The sequence below is a fragment of the Marinobacter flavimaris genome (assembly GCF_045057155.1).
In the GTDB taxonomy this organism is placed as follows: domain Bacteria; phylum Pseudomonadota; class Gammaproteobacteria; order Pseudomonadales; family Oleiphilaceae; genus Marinobacter; species Marinobacter manganoxydans.
Window position 1 is genome coordinate 1,625,854 of the sequence record NZ_CP171359.1, and the last position, 17,657, is coordinate 1,643,510.

Sequence of the window (17,657 nt, forward strand, 5' to 3'; positions counted from 1 at the left end):
GCGTACTGAGTGATCGGACTACGATAACGCATTCGCTGATAACCGTCTTGACTGACTGAATAGAGAGAATCGAGACTCTATTCGGCTGGATATTGTGGATACGTTCTCGGGCCGAACTGTGATTCGACGCGGCGGGGTCACTTGCTCAAAATACTTCTGCCGCGCAGACCCCTAGCCTCGGGTGAGCGCTACTATTTCGAACTTCTACATAAAGAAGCTCTTGGAGGCGATCATTTCAGCATCGCCTGGGAGGGGCCAGGATTCAGCCAGCAGATTATTACCGGACAAGCCATCGCCAGCTATGCCGGTGAACCAACCATAGCCGATGACGCGCAAAGTACGGAAGAAGCATATAGGTCAGGTTACACGGTAGGTTTTCTGGATGGCTCTGAGGGGCTAGGTTTTATGCCGCAATACCCGCCTCTCGATGAGGATCAGGATGGCATTTATGACAACTGGGAAACTCTGAACGGGCTGAACCCTAACGATCCCACAGACGCAAACTCCGACCCTGACGATGACCTTTTGATAGCAGCAGATGAATTCCTGCTTGGTACATCCGAAAATAACCCCGATTCCGATGAAGATGGCATTCCCGACGGTGTTGAATTTGCGCTATCACTCGATCCTCTGGATCCTTCCGATGCCCAGATGGACCTAGATGGTGACGGCGCAAGCAATCTTGAGGAGTTTTTCGCTGGAACTGACCCGGGAGATAGCACTTCGGTACCAATCACTTATGCGAGAGGTTTTGTTGGGCAATACTTCGACGGAGTCGATTATCAAGACTTCTTAGTCGCGCAAAATGACGAAACTATTCAGTTTGAGGCCGGCAACAGTGGCTTCGTGCCAGACCAGCCTAGCAATTATTTCAGTTCTCGGTGGTACGGAGAGTTCTCTGCGCCACACGATTCCGGAAGCCGTAGCTACACGTTCAGGATTCGAACTGATGACGGCGCCAGACTTTCAATCGACAACACAGAGATAATAACAGCGTGGCGTGATCAAGGCCCAACAAATTATACGGCCACAGTTTCTTTTGACGCAGGCGAAACAGTTCCTTTCCTGCTGGAGCATTACGAGAAGGCATACACGGCTGTCGCCCAGCTGTTTATTACCGACGACATTACTGGAGCCGAACTCATCATAGGTGACGTGGTCCGTGCTCCCAACCTTGCCAATCATTCAGCCATAGATACCGATAGTGACGGCATACCTGACACATGGGAGCTAAGATACGGGCTGTCGCCCTGGGTTGATAGTGCCGCCGAAATAAATAACAGCGGTGGCATCAGCAACCTCGAAGCCTTTAATTCATCACTTCATCCCTGGACACTTGAACCCGTGGCCTCACCCGAGAGCCCTGCGGTTGATGATGACCAGACTACCTCGCCGAGTACCACAGAGCCGGCGGGTTATTCGGTAACCCTCAGCTGGACCGCGCCTCTGACCCGGATCGACGGCCGCTCCATAGCACTGAGTGAAATTCAGAGTTACGAGATTTTGTACGGCAACGCTTCCGACAGTCTGACCAATACGATGACCGTTGACGGCAGCCAGACAAGCGCCGACGTAACAGGACTGGAAGCTGGCACATGGTACTTCGCCATCAGAGTAACCGACACCAATGGTCTTACAAGCGAAAACTCAGAGGTAATCAGCAAGAGCGTTCCGTGATTCATATACGAAACAAATCGAGGCGCTCGTAGACCGGAATGGTCTCAAGTTCTTCCAGGTTACGGCAAAAGACGATAACGCACCCGTTGATGGACGCTCCTGAGAAGTAAAAAAACGTGTCGCCCTATCAAGGGGGGGCGACACGTTTGGGGCACCTAAAAGCCTTCAGCCCTTGGCAGGGGGCGCTCAAGCTGCGCTCGGACACTGAAGGCGGCGGAGGCCGGCCAACCCTAATAGTCCGATACCGAGTAACGCGATGGTCCCCTGCTCGGGAACCGCCTTGGCTTTGAGCTCGCGAAGGTAGAACTCCCTGCCGCCGTTCTCGGAATCGTCGCCTTCAGCATCGTTAAGGCCTAGGGCTGTGTTCTGAACAGCGAAGACGAAGCTGGTGACAGTATATGCTGTATTCCGCAAGCATCCTCCCCACGCCCCTCCGCCGTCAGCGGACACCGCGACAAGACCCTCGGCATCTCCCGCGGTTATCAACGGTTTATTGTTCTCAGGGGATGACCTCTTTTCAACGACCAGACTATGCTCCGGTTCTGATGCATAATCTCTCGGACATTGTATAGTTAATGCCAGGCTTTAAACTTCTACTGGCTGTCAAAATGAATTTCTACGATGTTTTTAACGGTGATGCTGACGGCATTTGTGCACTGATCCAGCTTCGCTTGGCTGAACCACGCAACACCCACCTGATAACTGGCGTAAAAAGGGACATAGCATTGGCCGGTAGAGTACCTACCGAAGAATCCGCCCGCGTGACCATTCTCGATATCAGCCTGGATAAGAATCGGGAGGCGGTGGATTCACTGCTAAGCAAAGGTTGTTCGGTGTTCTACGTGGACCACCACTTCGCAGGCGAAGAGCTGCCAGACATCCCAAACTTTACGGCGCTCATTGATACCCAGCCAACTACCTGCACCAGCCTGTTGGTCGATCAATATCTGAAAGGTCAGTTCCATCACTGGGCGATCGCAGCAACGTTCGGTGACAACCTGAATGCGGTGGGTGAGGAACTCGCAACCAAAGCCGGATTATCAGTTGAGCAGACAGAAGCACTTAAAACACTTGGCGTTTGCATCAACTACAACGGGTACGGCTCGACAGTTGAGGACCTGCACTTTCATCCGGCGGATTTGTACCGGGAATTTGTGAAATTTGCAGATCCTCTTGAGCTGATTGCTTCGAATCCCGTCCCATGGCAACGGCTGAGGGATGGTTACGAGGCGGATATGTTGCTGGGGCTGGCGGCGCCTATACTCACGGAGTCCACTTCCTCGCTGGTAGTTAAATTACCCGATGAGGCCTGGGCACGCCGAGTAAGTGGCGTTCTGGGCAATGAGCTTGCCAACCGCAACCCGGACAAAGCCTGTGCGATTGTCACAGAGAGAGCAGATACTGACTATCAGGTGAGTATTCGTGCGCCTTTAATAAATCGCAATGGCGCTGATGAATTGGCACGCCAGTTCCCGACTGGTGGTGGCAGAAAGGCAGCAGCTGGGATTAATGCACTCCCTGCCGAGCGACTTGAAGCTTTTCTTGAGAGCATGGCGCGATTTTGGGCGTGAGATGAACACGGGGCCAGATGAGAGCTTTCATCCAACCCCGTCTTAGGATCAGAACACAAGTCGATTCAAAGGATCTGCAATGACTTTAATTCCCCCCAAGAAAACCCACCTCAAACAGCTTGAGGCCGAGTCTATTCATATCATTCGCGAAGTGGCCGCAGAGTTTGATAATCCTGTGATGCTGTATTCCATTGGCAAGGATTCGGCAGTCATGCTGCATCTGGCGATGAAGGCTTTCGCGCCCGGGAAACCGCCGTTTCCGCTCATGCATATTGATACAACCTGGAAATTTAGGGAGATGATCAAGTTCAGGGATGAATTGACAGATCGCCTTGGTCTGAAGCTGATTGTGCACACCAATCAGGAGGGCGTGGCCCAGGGCATTGGCCCGTTTACCGACGGCAGTGCCAAGCATACCGATGTGATGAAAACTCAGGCTCTGAAGCAGGCGCTGGATCAGTACGGCTTTGATGCCGCCTTCGGTGGCGCCCGCAGGGATGAAGAAAAGTCTCGCGCCAAGGAGCGGGTGTATTCTTTCCGGGACAAGTTTCACCGCTGGGACCCGAAAAACCAGCGCCCGGAACTTTGGAACCTGTATAACGGCAAGGTGAACAAGGGCGAGAGTATTCGGGTATTTCCGCTGTCCAACTGGACCGAGCTGGACATATGGCAGTACATCTACCTGGAAAACATCGACATCGTGCCGCTGTATTACGCCGCAGAACGCCCGGTGGTTGAGCGCGATGGCACGCTGATTATGGTGGATGACGATCGGATGCCTCTGGAGCCTGGTGAAAAGCCGGAAATGAAGATGGTGCGGTTCCGTACCCTCGGGTGTTATCCGTTGACTGGTGCCGTGGAGTCCGAGGCGGCGACGTTGCCTGAGATTATTCAGGAGATGCTGCTGACCAAGACATCAGAGCGCCAAGGCCGGGTGATCGACCATGATGCTGCGGCTTCCATGGAACAGAAAAAACGCGAAGGGTATTTCTAAGGAGTTGTTATGTCTCACGCATCTGAATTAATTGAATCCGATATCCTCGCGTACCTGGACCAGCACGAGAACAAGGACCTGCTGCGCTTTCTGACTTGTGGCAGCGTGGACGACGGCAAATCCACCCTGATTGGTCGCCTTTTGTTCGACTCCAAGTTGATTTTTGAAGACCATCTGGCGAGCTTGCATAAAGACAGCGAGCGCCAGGGCAATGCCGGTGAAGCACTGGATCTGGCGTTGCTGGTGGATGGCCTGGCTTCCGAACGCGAACAGGGCATTACCATTGATGTGGCGTACCGCTACTTCTCCACCGACAAGCGCAAGTTCATTATTGCCGACTGCCCCGGCCACGAGCAGTACACCCGCAATATGGCCACCGGTGCCTCTACTTGTGAACTGGCTGTGGTGATGATTGATGCCCGCAAGGGTGTGCTCACTCAGTCCCGCCGGCACAGCTTTATTGTCAGTCTTCTCGGCCTGAAGCATGTGGTGGTGGCGATCAACAAGATGGATCTGGTGGATTTCTCGGAGGAGGTGTTCAACAACATCCGCGAGGAGTACCAGAAGTTGGTGGCCCAACTCGGGCTGGAAGATGTCTACTACGTGCCTATTTCGGCCCTGAACGGCGATAACGTGGTGAACCGCAGTGAGCAGATGCCTTGGTACCATGGCGAGACGCTAATGAACATTCTTGAGCAGGTGGAAGTTCTGGAAGATCTGAACGTGACCGACCTGCGATTCCCGGTGCAGTATGTGAACCGCCCCAATCTGGATTTCCGTGGCTATTGCGGCACGCTGGCCAGTGGTGTGGTGCACAAGGGCGATGAAATCGCGGTACTGCCTTCGGGCAATACCTCTCGGGTAAAAGGCATCCACAGTTACGAAGGTGAGATTGAGCGGGCCTGGCCCGGGGACGCCATTACTCTGACCCTGGAAGACGAAGTGGATATTTCCCGGGGTGATCTGTTGGTTCACGCCAGCAGCAAGCCTGCATTGGGCAACCGCTTTGCCGCCCACATTGTCTGGATGAATGAGCAGGCGCTGAAACCCGGTCGTGAATACGGCATCAAGATCGGCACACGGGTGACCAACTGCTACGTTAACGAAGTGCTTGAAGAGATTGATGTGAACACGCTGGAGCGTTACCCGGAGGCGAAGAGCGGCCTTGAGCTGAATTCTATAGGTCTTTGTGATGTGGAGCTTTCCGAGCCTGTGGTGGTTGAGGATTATCAGCGGCACCCGGGAACCGGTAGCTTTATCCTGATCGACAAACTGACCAATGTGACTGTGGCGGCGGGTATGGTGAACAAGGCGTTGGATAGTGCTGGCGCCATGACGGAGCGAGAATACACAGTCGCTGAGCGCAATTTGAACCGCTTTATCCGGGAAAATTACCCCGAGTGGGGCTGTAAGCCGGTTTAAGTTTAAGAGGGAGAGTAACTTTGGCTGATCACATTGTCTGGCACGACCACAAAATCACCCGGGCCGAGCGTTCGGTTAACAAAAACCAGAAACCTTGCCTGCTGTGGTTCACTGGCCTGAGTGGCTCCGGCAAATCCACCATTGCGAATGCCCTTGATGTCGCGCTGCATAAGCGCGGCTATCACACGTTCCTTCTTGATGGCGACAACGTTCGCCACGGGCTGTGTAGCGATCTCGGCTTCTCGGATGACGACCGCGAGGAGAACATTCGCCGTGTAGGAGAGGTCTGCAAGCTGTTTGCGGATGCGGGCCTGATCGTGATGAGTGCCTTCATTTCGCCGTTCACCAGCGACCGCCGTATGGTTCGCAAGCTGTTCCCGGCCGGCGAGTTCATTGAAGTGTTTATGGACACGCCTCTGGCCACCTGTGAAGAGCGCGACCCCAAGGGTCTATACCAGAAGGCTCGCTCCGGCCAGATCAAGCACTTCACCGGCATCGATTCGCCCTATGAGATTCCCTCCCACCCCGAGCTTCGGCTGGATACCTCAACCAAGTCGGTTGAGGAGTGTGTTGATACTCTCATTGCCTATCTGCTTGAGCGGGAAATGATTATCCGCAGGGACTGATTCCATGGAGTGGCAAGGCATCGTTACGCTGATCACACTGTTTTCTGTGTTGTCAGCGCTCGCACTTACCCGTGTTTCGGCAGATCTGATTTTGATGGCGGCTCTAGCGTTCCTGCTGATAGCAGGAATCCTTGGGCCAGCTGAAGCTTTGGCGGGTTTTGGTAACCCGGGAGTCATCACAATTGCAACTCTCTATGTGGTGGCTGCCGGGCTCAAAGAAACGGGGGCTGTCCAGTGGATTGCTCGTCGTCTGCTGGGGCATCCAAAAACTGAGAAAGGGGCGCAGCTGCGGATGATTGCCCCTACCGGCATTCTTAGTGCTTTCATGAACAATACGGCCGTTGTGGCCATGTTCATTCCTGCTATTCAGGATTGGGCCCAGCGTCTAGGCGTTCCTGCCTCAAAGCTTTTGTTACCTCTCAGCTATGCCGCGATTCTCGGTGGCACCTGCACTCTGATCGGTACCAGCACCAACCTGGTGGTAGACGGCATGCTCCAGAGCCGGCTTGATATCAATCTCGGATTGTTTGAGCTGGCCTGGGTAGGTATTCCGTTGCTTATCGTGGGCGGTACCTTCCTGGTTCTGTTTGCCTCCCGAATATTGCCAGACCGCGGTGGTGTTACTGAAGAGCTTGACCAGGTACGGGAGTATGGGGTTGAGGTTGAGGTCATCGCTCCTGGGCCGTTGGTGGGTAAAACCATTGCTGAGGCTGGTTTGCGGGCTCTCAACTATGGCTACCTCGCTGAAATTGACCGTGACGGTCGATTGATCACCGCCGTCGAACCAGACCGAACCCTTCAAGGTGGCGACCGGCTGTATTTTGTGGGGGCCCCGGAATGCGCCAGTGAGCTTCGTCGCATTCAAGGACTGAAGCCGGCCAATGGTAGTGTCCATAAGCTGGATGTGGCCAACCACCAGCGATGCCTGGTTGAAGTTGTCCTTGGGCCCGAATTTCCGGCCCTGAACAAGACGATTCGCGATAGCCGATTCAGGACACGTTTCAGCGCAGTTATTCTGTCACTGTCCCGAGGGGGAAAGCGTGTGCCGGGTAAACTTGGGGATATCACCTTTCGCATGGGTGACACTTTGCTCTTGGAGGCCAGTCATCAGTTTGTGGAGCAGTACCGGTTCCGGCGGGATTTTCTTTTGGTCAGCGCACTAAATGATTCTACGCCACCGGATTTCCACAAGGCGCCCAGGGCACTGATAATACTGCTTTTGATGGTTCTCGTTAGCGCTTCCGGAATGTTGCAGATCATGGAAGCGGCCTTCCTGGCTGCAGGGGCGATGATTGTCTCCGGTTGTCTTACCGCCAGCCGGGCAAGACGAAGTCTGGATTTGCCGGTTTTGGTGGTGATTGCTGCCTCCTTTGCTCTGGGCAATGCCATGACAAATACCGGAGCAGCGGAATGGATTGCTGGCGGGCTGCTTGGCTTCGGTGACCTTACCCCATGGGTCACGCTGGCAATCATCTACGTTTTAACGGCGGCATTTACCGAAGTCATTACCAATAATGCCGCCGCAGTATTGATGTTTCCCATCGCATTGGCAGTTTCAGAGCAACTGGGCGTTCAGTTTCTTCCCTTTGCCATTGCCGTGATGTTCGCGGCGTCGGCCTCTTTCGTAACCCCTCTCGGTTATCAGACCAACCTCATGGTGTACGGGCCAGGCCGGTACCGGTTTGGGGACTATGTGCGTATTGGCTTGCCGCTCAGCGCTTTGGTTGGCTTAACGGCAATCATGCTCATCCCCCAGGTATGGTCGTTCTAACAGGCACCAGAGCCCGACTCGCTAGATGGAAAACAGACCAACAAATTGCTGTACCGGAATTTTCTCCAGGCTCTGCTGATCTTTGCACACCCTATCTATCTGATCACACCGCTGGCCCGGGAAGCGAGTCGCCAAATTGTTCCGAAATTTTTCTTCAAGCAACGGCATGCCTTCTTTTCTGCGGCGACGATGGCCTATCGGATACTCAACCGCCACCTTGTCGGTGTTACTGCCATCTTTGAAAAACACCTGAACAGCGTTTGCAATCGAACGTTTATCGTCTTCGAGGTATTCTCGGGTATAGCGCTCATCTTCAACGACTTCCATTTTGTCCCTGAGGCTATCAATAATGGGGTGCGCCTCGTGAAAGTCATCCTCGTAGTGCTCGGCAGTGAGATTGCCAAAAATCAGCGGCACGGCGGTCATGTACTGGAGGCAATGATCCCGGTCAGCCGCGTTTGCCAGTTTTCCGACCTTGGAGATGATACGGATCGCCGATTCGTGAGTGGTAATAACGATCTTGTCGACCTCATCAAGCCGGTCTTTCACTTCTGGGTGAAGTTTAACCGCGGCTTCCGCCGCCGTTTGAGCATGGAATTCCGCCGGAAACGAAATTTTAAACAAGATGTTCTCCATCACGTAGGAGCCAAATTCCTGTGGTAAAGAAAACTGACGCTTGTCTTCAGGCTTCAGTTTTTGGTCTTTGTTGGTTTTGCTGAACAATACGTCGTAGAAGCCCCACTGCGGCGCAGTTAAGGCGCTGGGGATGCCCATCTCGCCGCGCATGGCGATATCGGCAAGCCTCACGGCTCGCGATGTGGCATCGCCTGCGGCCCAGGATTTTCTGGAGCCTGCATTGGGCGCGTGGCGGTAGGTTCTGAGCGACTGGCCATCTACCCAGGCGTGGGACAATGCAGAGAGCATCTGCTCGCGATTGGCACCCATCAATTTTGCCGAAACCGCCGTAGACGCGACTTTTACCAGTACCACGTGATCAAGCCCTACCCGGTTGAAGGAGTTCTCGAGTGCCAAAACGCCCTGGATTTCGTGGGCCATGATCATGGCTTCCAGAACACTATGCATGGTTAGAGGCTCTTTGCCTTCGGCAACCTGTTTTTGCGAGAGGTGGTCTGCAACGGCCAGTATGGCGCCAAGGTTGTCAGATGGATGGCCCCACTCTGCCGCTAGCCAGGTGTCGTTGTAGTCCAGCCAGCGAACAATGCAACCAATATCCCAGGCGGCCTTGACTGGATCAAGCCGGAAGGAAGTTCCGGGCACACGGGCACCATGGGGAACCATCGTGCCCTCAACGATTGGGCCGAGATGTTTTGTGCATTCGGGAAAGCGCAAAGCCAGAAGACCACAACCAAGGGTGTCCATCAGGCAGAAGCGAGCGGTTTTCCAGGCTTCTTCGCTCGTTATTTCATAGGTCAGAACGTAATCCGCGATCTTTTGCAGGATTTCGTCATAGTCTGGGCGTTCGTTGAGATCGAATGTTGCTGACATAGTGGGAACCTCCTTGCCCCCACTATAGATTCCGTCAGAAGCTATCGCCAGGCCCCCTAACCCAACCTTCCATCAAAACCCGCGCACTGCGGCTCATAATGGCTTTGGTTGCGGTCCACTGACCATTCACTTCCTTCGCTTCTGCTCCAACACGCAACGTGCCGGAGGGGTGACCAAAGGTCACATGGGTGCGGTCGCCGCCCCTGCAGCCAGATTCACCAGGGTTCCGGGAACTGCCGATGCTGTGGCAATGGCCACCGCCGCCGTGCCCATCATGGCGTGGTGGAGCTTGCCCATGGACAGCGCGCGAACCAGTACATCCACGTCCCCTGCCCCAATGCTTTTGCCGCTTGACGATACTTAATCAAACGGTTTCGCCACGAAGGCCACTTTCGGGGTGTGCTGGCGATTGGCGGCTTCTTCGATGTTCTGGATCAGTCCCATTTTTACAGCGGAAATCACCGCAATAGATCGTCGATATCGACCTTAAGAGCCTTCGCAAGCGCTCCAAGTACCTGTGTAGAACCCATTTTGGCTCCGGCTTCAATTTGAGACACGTACGATTTTCCTATCCCAGCTTCGTTGCCCAGTGATTCCTGAGTGAAGCCTCGATACTCTCTCCAAATTTTAAGCGGATGCTCATCACCTGACAGGAGGCGCGTCGCGACCGATCCAGGAATCGCCTCATCCTCTCCGGTTGAAAGGGCCGCGAGAGCTGCATCGGCGTCTTGAATGTCACGCGCATCCTGAGCCATCTCCAGCAATTCCTGATACTCTGCGTAAGGAATCACCGCATATTCAGGTTTGCCTGATTTTTCAATAATCTGAACGCTCATTTGTAAACATCTCCTCTCGCACCAACTTTCAAAACCAATAAAACCAGCTGGCCATCATCAATACTGCAAATTGCCCTGTAACCGCCCTGACGGAGTCGCCAATAAGGCCTTCCCTTAAGGGGCTTCCAGTCTCCGTTGTAGCTTTCAGGATCCCGGGCGATCGATTCAAGTTCCGACATGATCTTTTGGGCTATGGGCCTCGGAATCTTTCGAAGCGCCTTAAGCGCAGATTTTTTGAATTTTATGGAATACATGGGGGGGAGTTTACTAATTAGTTTTCTGTTAGTAAACCTTAGAGGTAGGCCGCGCTATTCTTGAGGAGAGACGAACTCTGAACATCTACCCGCCAAGACAAAGCCGGGAATACCCCGGCCTATACTTGGGAATCTTACACAATCATTGTTAAAACGAGTCGCCAGGCACCCTCACCCAACCTTCCATCAAAACCCGCGCACTGCGGCTCATAATGGCTTTGGTTGCAGTCCACTGACCATCCACTGCCTTCGCCTCAGCCCCCACACGCAACGTGCCGGAGGGATGCCCGAAGGTCACATGGGTGCGGTCGCCGCCCCCTGCAGCCAGATTCACCAGAGTTCCGGGAACGGCCGATGCCGTGGCAATAGCCACCGCCGCCGTGCCCATCATGGCGTGATGGAGCCTACCCATGGACAGAGCGCGAACCAGGACATCCACGTCCCCTGCCCGGATGTTTTTGCCGCTTGAGGATACGTAATCAGAGGGCTTTGCGACGAAGGCCACTTTCGGGGTGTGCTGGCGATTGGCGGCTTCTTCGATGTTCTGGATCAGCCCCATTTTTACCGCGCCGTGGGCCCGAATGGTTTCGAACCTTGCCAGGGCTTTGGGATCGGAGTTGATGTCGTCCTGCAGCTCGGTGCCTTTGTATCCGATGTCTTCGGCGTTGACGAAGATGGTCGGGATGCCGGCGTTGATCATGGTGGCTTTCAGGGTGCCTTCGCCAGGCACTTCCAGGTCGTCCACCAGGTTGCCGGTCGGGAACATGGAACCCTCGCCGTCGGCCGGGTCCATGAACTCCACCTGCACTTCTGCAGCCGGGAAGGTCACGCCATCGAGCTCGAAATCGCCGGTTTCCTGAACCTCGCCGTTGGTAATGGGCACGTGGGCGATGATGGTTTTCTTGATGTTGGCCTGCCAGATGCGGACGGTGCAGGTGCCGTTCTCCGGAACCCGGTCTTTGGCCACAAAGCCGCTGTTGATGGCGAAAGCACCGACGGCGGCGGTGAGGTTGCCGCAGTTACCGCTCCAGTCCACAAAGGGCTTGTCGATGGAGACCTGGCCGAACAGGTAATCCACATCGTGATCCGGCTGGGTGGGTTCTGCCAGGATCACGGTTTTGCTGGTGCTGGAGGTGGCGCCGCCCATTCCGTCGATTTGCTTCTGGTAGGGGTCCGGGCTGCCGATGACTCGCAGCAGGAGTTTGTCCCGGGCTTCGCCTGGGGTCTGGCAGGCTTCCGGCAAATCCTTCAGCCGGAAGAACACGCCTTTGCTAGTGCCGCCACGCATGTAGGTGGCGGGGATTTTTATTTGTGGCTTGTGTGTCATGCCGCACCTTCCGATTGCAGGAAATCTTCCGCAAACCGCTGCAACACACCACCAGCGCTATAAATAGACACTTCTTCCGCGGTATCCAGGCGGCAGATAACCGGCACACGCTCGGTGCTGCCGTTCTTCCGATGGATGACCAGCGTGAGCTCGGCGCGGGGCGCCGGGGTGCCTTCCACGTCGTAGGTTTCGGTGCCGTCGATGCCCAGGGTCTTGCGGGTGGTGCCTTCCTCGAACTGCAGGGGCATCACGCCCATACCGATCAGGTTGGTGCGGTGAATCCGCTCGAAACCTTCGGCCACGATCGCTTCGACACCGGCAAGGGCAACGCCCTTGGCGGCCCAGTCGCGGGAGGAACCCTGCCCGTAGTCGGCACCGGCGATGATGATCAGCGGCTGCTTGCGATCCATGTAGGTTTCGATGGCTTCCCACATGCGGACGACCTTGCCTTCCGGCTCGATGCGGGCCAGGGAGCCCTGCTTCACGTTGCCGTTTTCGTCCCGGACCATTTCGTTGAACAGTTTCGGGTTGGCGAAAGTGGCACGCTGGGCCGTCAGATGGTCGCCACGGTGGGTGGCGTAGGAATTGAAGTCTTCCTCCGGCACGCCCATCTTATGCAGGTATTCACCGGCTGCGCTGTTCATCATGATCGCGTTGGAGGGCGACAGATGATCAGTGGTGATGTTGTCCGGCAACACCGCCAGCGGGCGCATACCCTTGAGGGTTTTCTCTCCAACCATGCCACCTTCCCAATATGGCGGGCGACGGATATAAGTGCTCTGCGGGCGCCATTCGTACAGCGGGTTGGTGTTGGCCTGGGCATCCCGGGTGATGTCGAACATCGGGATGTAGGTGCTGCGGAACTGCTCCGGCTTCACGCTGGATTTCACGATGGCATCGATTTCCGCATCGTCCGGCCAGATATCCTTGAGGGTGACAGGGTTGCCGTCTTGGTCGTAGCCGAGGGCATCTTTTTCGATGTCGAAACGGATGGTGCCGGCGATCGCATAGGCAACCACCAGCGGCGGCGAGGCCAGGAATGCCTGCTTGGCATAGGGGTGAATCCGGCCGTCGAAGTTCCGGTTGCCCGAAAGCACGGCGGTGGAGAACAGATCGCGATCCATGATTTCCTGCGCGATCTTCGGATCCAGGGCGCCACTCATGCCGTTGCAGGTGGTGCAGGCGAAGGCCACCACGCCAAAGCCCAGTTGCTCCAGCTCCGGTAGGAGCTTGGCTTCTTCCAGGTACATCTTTACGGTCTTGGAACCCGGCGCCAGGGAGGTTTTCACCCATGGCTTGCGGGTCAGGCCCAGCTTGTTGGCGTTACGGGCGATCAGGCCGGCAGCCACCATGTTGCGGGGGTTACTGGTGTTGGTGCAGCTGGTGATGGCGGCGATGATGCAGGCGCCATCCGGCATCTTGCCCTCTTCCTGTTCCCACTCGCCGGCAATGCCGCGTTCTGCCAGCTCGGATGTCGGCAAATGCGCGTGGGGGTTGGAGGGGCCAGCCAGGGTACGGGTCACTTTGGACAGGTCGAACTTCAGCACGCGCTCGTATTCCGCGTTCTTCATGCTGTCGGCCCAGAGACCGGTTTCCTTGGCGTATTTCTCCACCAGGGCGACCTGGTCGTCTTCACGACCGGTCAGTTTCAGGTAGTCGATGGTTTGGCCGTCGATGTAGAACATCGCTGCGGTGGCGCCATACTCCGGAGTCATGTTGGAGATGGTGGCACGGTCGCCCACGCTAAGGCTGTCGGCGCCCTCACCATAGAACTCCAGGTATGCGCCTACCACTTTCTCCTTGCGCAGGAACTCGGTGATGGCCAGGACCATATCAGTGCTGGTGATACCCGGCTGCAGCTTGCCAGTCAGCTCCACGCCAACGATGTCCGGCAGGCGCATCATGGAGGCACGGCCGAGCATAACGCTCTCCGCTTCCAGGCCACCTACACCCACGGAAATAACGCCCAGGGCATCAACCATTGGCGTGTGGCTGTCAGTGCCAACACAGGTATCCGGGAAAGCTACGCGCTTTCCTTCCCCATCCGGCCGATTCTGAATCACCGGAGACATCTTCTCCAGGTTGATCTGGTGCATGATGCCGTTGCCGGGGGGAATCACGTCCACGTTCTTGAACGCAGTCTTGGTCCAGTTGATGAAGTGGAAACGGTCGTCGTTGCGGCGATCTTCGATTTGACGGTTCTTCTCGAACGCGTCTTTCTCAAAACCCGCGTGCTCAACGGCCAGGGAGTGATCCACGATCAGCTGGGTCGGAACCACCGGGTTGACCTTGGCGGGATCACCGCCCTTCTCGGCGATGGCGTCACGCAGACCCGCCAGATCCACCAGGGCAGTCTGGCCCAGGATGTCGTGGCATACCACGCGGGCCGGGTACCAGGGGAAATCCAGGTCGCGCTTGCGCTCGATCAGCTGTTTGAGGGAATCCGTCAGCACCTCGGGATCACAGCGGCGAACGAGTTGTTCCGCAAGGATCTTGGAGGTGTACGGGAGTTTGTCATACGCGCCGGCCTGGATGTCTTCCACGGCCTGGCGGGTATCGAAATAGTCCAGGTCGGTGCCTGGGAGCGGTTTACGGTATTCAGTGTTCATGAGCAGTACTCGGAATCTTGGTTTATTGGTTCCCTCTCCCCTTGTGGGAGAGGGTTAGGGAGAGGGGGAGACCGCGTGGTGTGATGTTCACGCTCCCCCTCTCCCCCAGCCCCTCTCCCGCGGGGGGGAGAGGAGAGTGAAAAATCACGGCCGCTCGTCGATCGGCACCCAATTCGAATCCGCCGGGCCGGTGTAATCGGCGCTTGGGCGGATGATGCGGTTGTTCTCACGCTGTTCTTTCACGTGGGCAGTCCAGCCGGATACCCGGGACATCACGAAGATTGGGGTGAACAGTTCGGTCGGAATGCCCATGAAGTGATAGGCCGAGGCGTGGAAGAAGTCGGCGTTACAGAACAGCTTCTTCTCGCGCCACATGACTTCCTCGCAGCGCTCGGATACCGGGTACAGCACGGTATCACCCACTTCCTCAGCCAGCTTCTTGGACCACTGCTTGATGATGGCGTTGCGCGGGTCGGACTCTTTGTAGATCGCGTGGCCGAAGCCCATGATCTTTTCCTTGCGCTCCAGCATGCCCATCAGGCCCTCTTCGGCCTCTTCCGGCGTCTTGAATTTCTGGATCAGGGCCATGGCCGCCTCGTTGGCCCCGCCGTGCAGAGGGCCGCGCAGCGAACCGATGGCACCGGTCACACAGCTGTGAATATCAGACAAAGTGGAGGCACACACGCGGGCGGTGAAGGTGGAGGCGTTGAATTCGTGCTCTGCGTACAGGATCAGCGACACGTTCATGACGCGCTCGTGCAGTTCGCTGGGTTTCTTGCCGTGCAGCAGCTCCAGAAAATGGCCGCCGATGGAGTCCACGTCGCTCTCGGTTTCGATACGAACGCCTTCGTGGGCGAAGCGGTACCAGTAGGTGATGATGGACGGGAACACCGCCAGCATGCGGTCGATCTTGTCGTCCTGCTCGCTGAAATCTTCTTCGGTTTCAAGGTTACCCAGCATGGAGCAGCCGGTACGCATTACATCCATCGGGTGCGCGTCTTTGGGTATCTGCTCAAGCACGGTCTTCAGGGCAGCCGGCAGGCCACGGAGGCTCTGGAGTTTTTTGGTGTAGGCATCCAGCTCCTGACGGTTCGGCAGTTTGCCGCGCAGCAGCAGGTAAGCGATTTCTTCGAACTGGGCTTTTTCAGCCAGATCGGCAATGTCGTAGCCGCGGTAGGTCAGGCCGGCGCCGCTTTTGCCCACTGTACACAGGGCGGTTTCGCCAGCTACCTGGCCACGGAGGCCTGCGCCACCTAGTTTTTTTGCTTCAGCCATTGTTGTCTCCCATCGTTATCTTGTTTGGGGTGTCGGATTACCCCTTGGGCCAATCCTGAATATTTGTGACTCCCCTCTCCCCGTGCGGGAGAGGGGCCGGGGGAGAGGGGAAGCTTCCGATTCTGCGGAGTGCTTCTCTACCCCCTCTCCCTGGCCCTCTCCCGCTAGGGGAGAGGGGATAAATGCTGTTAGCCTTTGCTCTGCTGGAACAGCTGGTCCAGCTTCTGCTCGAAATCGTGATAGTTCAGGAAATCGTAAAGTTCCATCCGGGTCTGCATCAGATCAACCACGTCTTTCTGGTCGCCCTTCTCCAGAATGTTCTGGTAAACAGTCAGGGCGGCCTTGTTCATGGCGCGGAAGGCGCTGAGTGGGTACAGAACCATGTCGGCGCCGGCTTCGGCCAGTTCCTTGCGGTTGTACAAGGGTGTGGCACCAAACTCGGTGATGTTGGCCAGGATGGGCACGTCCAGGGCTTCCGAGAAGGCCTTGTAGTGCTCAAGCTCCGTGACCGCTTCAGCGAAGATGCCGTCTGCGCCGGCTTCGATGCAGGCCTTGGCGCGCTCGATGGCGGCTTCGAGACCTTCTTTCTGGAAGGCGTCGGTGCGGGCCATGATGAAGAAGTCTTCGTCTTCGCGGGCATCGACGGCGGCCTTGATGCGGTCGACCATCTCCTCCTGGGACACGATTTCCTTGTTCGGGCGATGACCACAGCGCTTCTGGGCAACCTGGTCCTCAATGTGGACAGCTGCAGCACCGGCACGTTCCATCTCGCGGATGGTGCGGGCGATGTTGAAGGCACCACCCCAGCCGGTGTCAATGTCGACCAGCAGCGGTACGTCGGTAGCTGCGGTAATACGGCGAACGTCCTCGACCACGTCGTTCATGGTGGTCATGCCCAGATCCGGCAGGCCGTAGGAGGCGTTGGCGACGCCGCCACCGGACAGGTAGATGGCCTGGTGGCCGACTTTATCGGCCATCATAGCGGCATAGGCGTTGATGGTGCCGACAATCTGCAGGGGCTGGTTTTCTTTGAGCGCCTTGCGGAAACGGGCGCCGGGGCTGAGTTTGTTGGACATGGTGTTGGCCTCTTTCGTTAAATGGAGATGTCGCCTTCCTGGATCTTTTTCTCGATGTTCTGTCTTGCTGCGTTGATATGGCGTTTCATCAGAAATTCGGCGAGTTCGCCGTCGCGCTGGGCGATGGCTTCGACGATACGACGGTGTTCACCGAGAGCCCGCTGGGGGCGACCGGTGGAGGTGCTGAGACGGTAACGGTACATCCGTACCATGTAATAAAGATCACCCAACAGCATCTGGGCAAGTTTGGTGTTGCGGCTGCCGGTGGCGATTCTGTGGTGAAAGTCGTAATCCCCTTCGGCCTGGTAATAGGCCTGGCCCTGGGCTTCGTCGATCATGCGTTCGTGGGTATCGAGGGTCGCCTGAAGATCGGCAATTTCCTGATCGGTCATGCGCTCGGCTGCCTGGCGGGCGGCCAGCCCTTCCATGACTTCGCGTATGCGGTAGAGCTCCATCAGCTCGGAGGCGCTGACTGAAACCACCTTGACGCCGGCATGGGGTCGGCGCACCAGAAGGCCGCGAGACTCAAGGCGGCCCAGTGCTTCCCGAAGCGGGCCGCGGGTGAGATCGAACCGGGAACACAGCTCCAGTTCGCCGATTTTTTCGCCCGGGGCCAGTTCGCCTTTCACGATCGCCGTTTGCAGACAATCGAAAGCCTCGTCGGCGCGGGTGTAGGTAGGAGACAGTAACTCAGACATAGTTTGTCAACAAAA

Annotated in this window: 13 protein-coding genes and 2 pseudogenes; 6 read left to right on the plus strand and 9 right to left on the minus strand. The window is 56.3% G+C overall.

Features of this window, described 5'->3' with window-relative positions:
- Positions 1 to 141 precede the first annotated feature (141 nt).
- From ACGK9W_RS07495 to ACGK9W_RS07520, 6 genes and pseudogenes are all read left to right on the plus strand, one after another.
- Positions 142 to 1,677: a PA14 domain-containing protein gene (locus tag ACGK9W_RS07495; protein ID WP_405420096.1), complete on the plus strand. Its 1,536-nt coding sequence runs from the start codon at positions 142 to 144 to the stop codon at positions 1,675 to 1,677.
- Positions 1,678 to 2,285: 608 nt separating this feature from the next.
- On the plus strand, positions 2,286 to 3,248 hold the full coding sequence (locus ACGK9W_RS07500) for a DHH family phosphoesterase (protein WP_405420098.1): 963 nt from the start codon (positions 2,286 to 2,288) through the stop codon (positions 3,246 to 3,248).
- Positions 3,249 to 3,336: 88 nt separating this feature from the next.
- Positions 3,337 to 4,242, plus strand: coding sequence for a sulfate adenylyltransferase subunit CysD (gene cysD / locus ACGK9W_RS07505; protein WP_405420983.1), 906 nt, complete (start codon positions 3,337 to 3,339; stop codon positions 4,240 to 4,242).
- A 9-nt stretch (positions 4,243 to 4,251) separates the two neighbouring features.
- Positions 4,252 to 5,622 (plus strand): annotated as a pseudogene (cysN, locus tag ACGK9W_RS07510) (sulfate adenylyltransferase subunit CysN); the annotation flags it as partial.
- A gap of 62 nt (positions 5,623 to 5,684) precedes the next feature.
- Positions 5,685 to 6,290, plus strand: coding sequence for an adenylyl-sulfate kinase (cysC, locus tag ACGK9W_RS07515; RefSeq protein ID WP_405420101.1), 606 nt, complete (start codon positions 5,685 to 5,687; stop codon positions 6,288 to 6,290).
- Between the two features lie 4 nt (positions 6,291 to 6,294).
- Entirely contained in the window at positions 6,295 to 8,061 is a 1,767-nt protein-coding gene (locus ACGK9W_RS07520; RefSeq protein ID WP_405420102.1) for an SLC13 family permease, read from the plus strand.
- Positions 8,062 to 8,082: 21 nt separating this feature from the next.
- On the opposite strand, the gene prpD is transcribed toward ACGK9W_RS07520, so the two are convergent.
- The 9 genes and pseudogenes from prpD to ACGK9W_RS07565 all read right to left on the minus strand — a co-directional run bounded on the left by prpD (position 8,083) and on the right by ACGK9W_RS07565 (position 17,642).
- A complete protein-coding gene (gene prpD, locus ACGK9W_RS07525; protein WP_405420105.1) occupies positions 8,083 to 9,567 on the minus strand; it encodes a 2-methylcitrate dehydratase in 1,485 nt (494 codons plus the stop codon).
- 34 nt (positions 9,568 to 9,601) lie between these two features.
- Positions 9,602 to 10,020 (minus strand): annotated as a pseudogene (locus ACGK9W_RS07530) (PrpF domain-containing protein); the annotation flags it as partial.
- Positions 10,021 to 10,025: 5 nt separating this feature from the next.
- Positions 10,026 to 10,403: a helix-turn-helix domain-containing protein gene (locus ACGK9W_RS07535; RefSeq protein ID WP_092029733.1), complete on the minus strand. Its 378-nt coding sequence runs from the start codon at positions 10,401 to 10,403 to the stop codon at positions 10,026 to 10,028.
- Positions 10,400 to 10,657 carry a type II toxin-antitoxin system RelE/ParE family toxin gene (locus ACGK9W_RS07540; protein ID WP_008171934.1) on the minus strand — a complete coding sequence of 86 codons (258 nt, stop codon included), beginning with the start codon at positions 10,655 to 10,657 and terminating at the stop codon, positions 10,400 to 10,402. The genes ACGK9W_RS07535 and ACGK9W_RS07540 overlap by 4 nt, the downstream gene beginning before the upstream one ends.
- Before the next feature lie 148 nt (positions 10,658 to 10,805).
- A complete protein-coding gene (gene prpF / locus ACGK9W_RS07545; RefSeq protein ID WP_405420110.1) occupies positions 10,806 to 11,984 on the minus strand; it encodes a 2-methylaconitate cis-trans isomerase PrpF in 1,179 nt (392 codons plus the stop codon).
- Positions 11,981 to 14,593 (minus strand): Fe/S-dependent 2-methylisocitrate dehydratase AcnD, encoded by a 2,613-nt coding sequence (gene acnD, locus ACGK9W_RS07550; RefSeq protein WP_405420113.1) that lies wholly within the window; start codon positions 14,591 to 14,593, stop codon positions 11,981 to 11,983. The genes prpF and acnD overlap by 4 nt, the downstream gene beginning before the upstream one ends.
- A 144-nt stretch (positions 14,594 to 14,737) precedes the next feature.
- Positions 14,738 to 15,868 (minus strand): 2-methylcitrate synthase, encoded by a 1,131-nt coding sequence (prpC, locus tag ACGK9W_RS07555; protein WP_273073056.1) that lies wholly within the window; start codon positions 15,866 to 15,868, stop codon positions 14,738 to 14,740.
- Positions 15,869 to 16,056: 188 nt separating this feature from the next.
- Entirely contained in the window at positions 16,057 to 16,944 is an 888-nt protein-coding gene (prpB, locus tag ACGK9W_RS07560) for a methylisocitrate lyase (RefSeq protein ID WP_405420118.1), read from the minus strand.
- Positions 16,945 to 16,961: 17 nt separating this feature from the next.
- Positions 16,962 to 17,642, minus strand: coding sequence for a GntR family transcriptional regulator (locus ACGK9W_RS07565; protein ID WP_008171945.1), 681 nt, complete (start codon positions 17,640 to 17,642; stop codon positions 16,962 to 16,964).
- Positions 17,643 to 17,657 lie beyond the last annotated feature (15 nt).

Excerpts from the sequence above, each read along its gene's own strand:
- ACGK9W_RS07500 (WP_405420098.1), top strand. The coding sequence starts at position 2,286 with ATGAATTTCTACGATGTTTTTAACGGTGATGCTGACGGCATTTGTGCA.
- prpD (WP_405420105.1), bottom strand. The coding sequence starts at position 9,567 with ATGTCAGCAACATTCGATCTCAACGAACGCCCAGACTATGACGAAATC.
- prpC (WP_273073056.1), bottom strand. The coding sequence starts at position 15,868 with ATGGCTGAAGCAAAAAAACTAGGTGGCGCAGGCCTCCGTGGCCAGGTA.
- prpB (WP_405420118.1), bottom strand. The coding sequence starts at position 16,944 with ATGTCCAACAAACTCAGCCCCGGCGCCCGTTTCCGCAAGGCGCTCAAA.
- prpF (WP_405420110.1), bottom strand. The coding sequence starts at position 11,984 with ATGACACACAAGCCACAAATAAAAATCCCCGCCACCTACATGCGTGGC.
- ACGK9W_RS07520 (WP_405420102.1), top strand. The coding sequence starts at position 6,295 with ATGGAGTGGCAAGGCATCGTTACGCTGATCACACTGTTTTCTGTGTTG.
- ACGK9W_RS07540 (WP_008171934.1), bottom strand. The coding sequence starts at position 10,657 with ATGTATTCCATAAAATTCAAAAAATCTGCGCTTAAGGCGCTTCGAAAG.
- ACGK9W_RS07535 (WP_092029733.1), bottom strand. The coding sequence starts at position 10,403 with ATGAGCGTTCAGATTATTGAAAAATCAGGCAAACCTGAATATGCGGTG.
- ACGK9W_RS07565 (WP_008171945.1), bottom strand. The coding sequence starts at position 17,642 with ATGTCTGAGTTACTGTCTCCTACCTACACCCGCGCCGACGAGGCTTTC.
- acnD (WP_405420113.1), bottom strand. The coding sequence starts at position 14,593 with ATGAACACTGAATACCGTAAACCGCTCCCAGGCACCGACCTGGACTAT.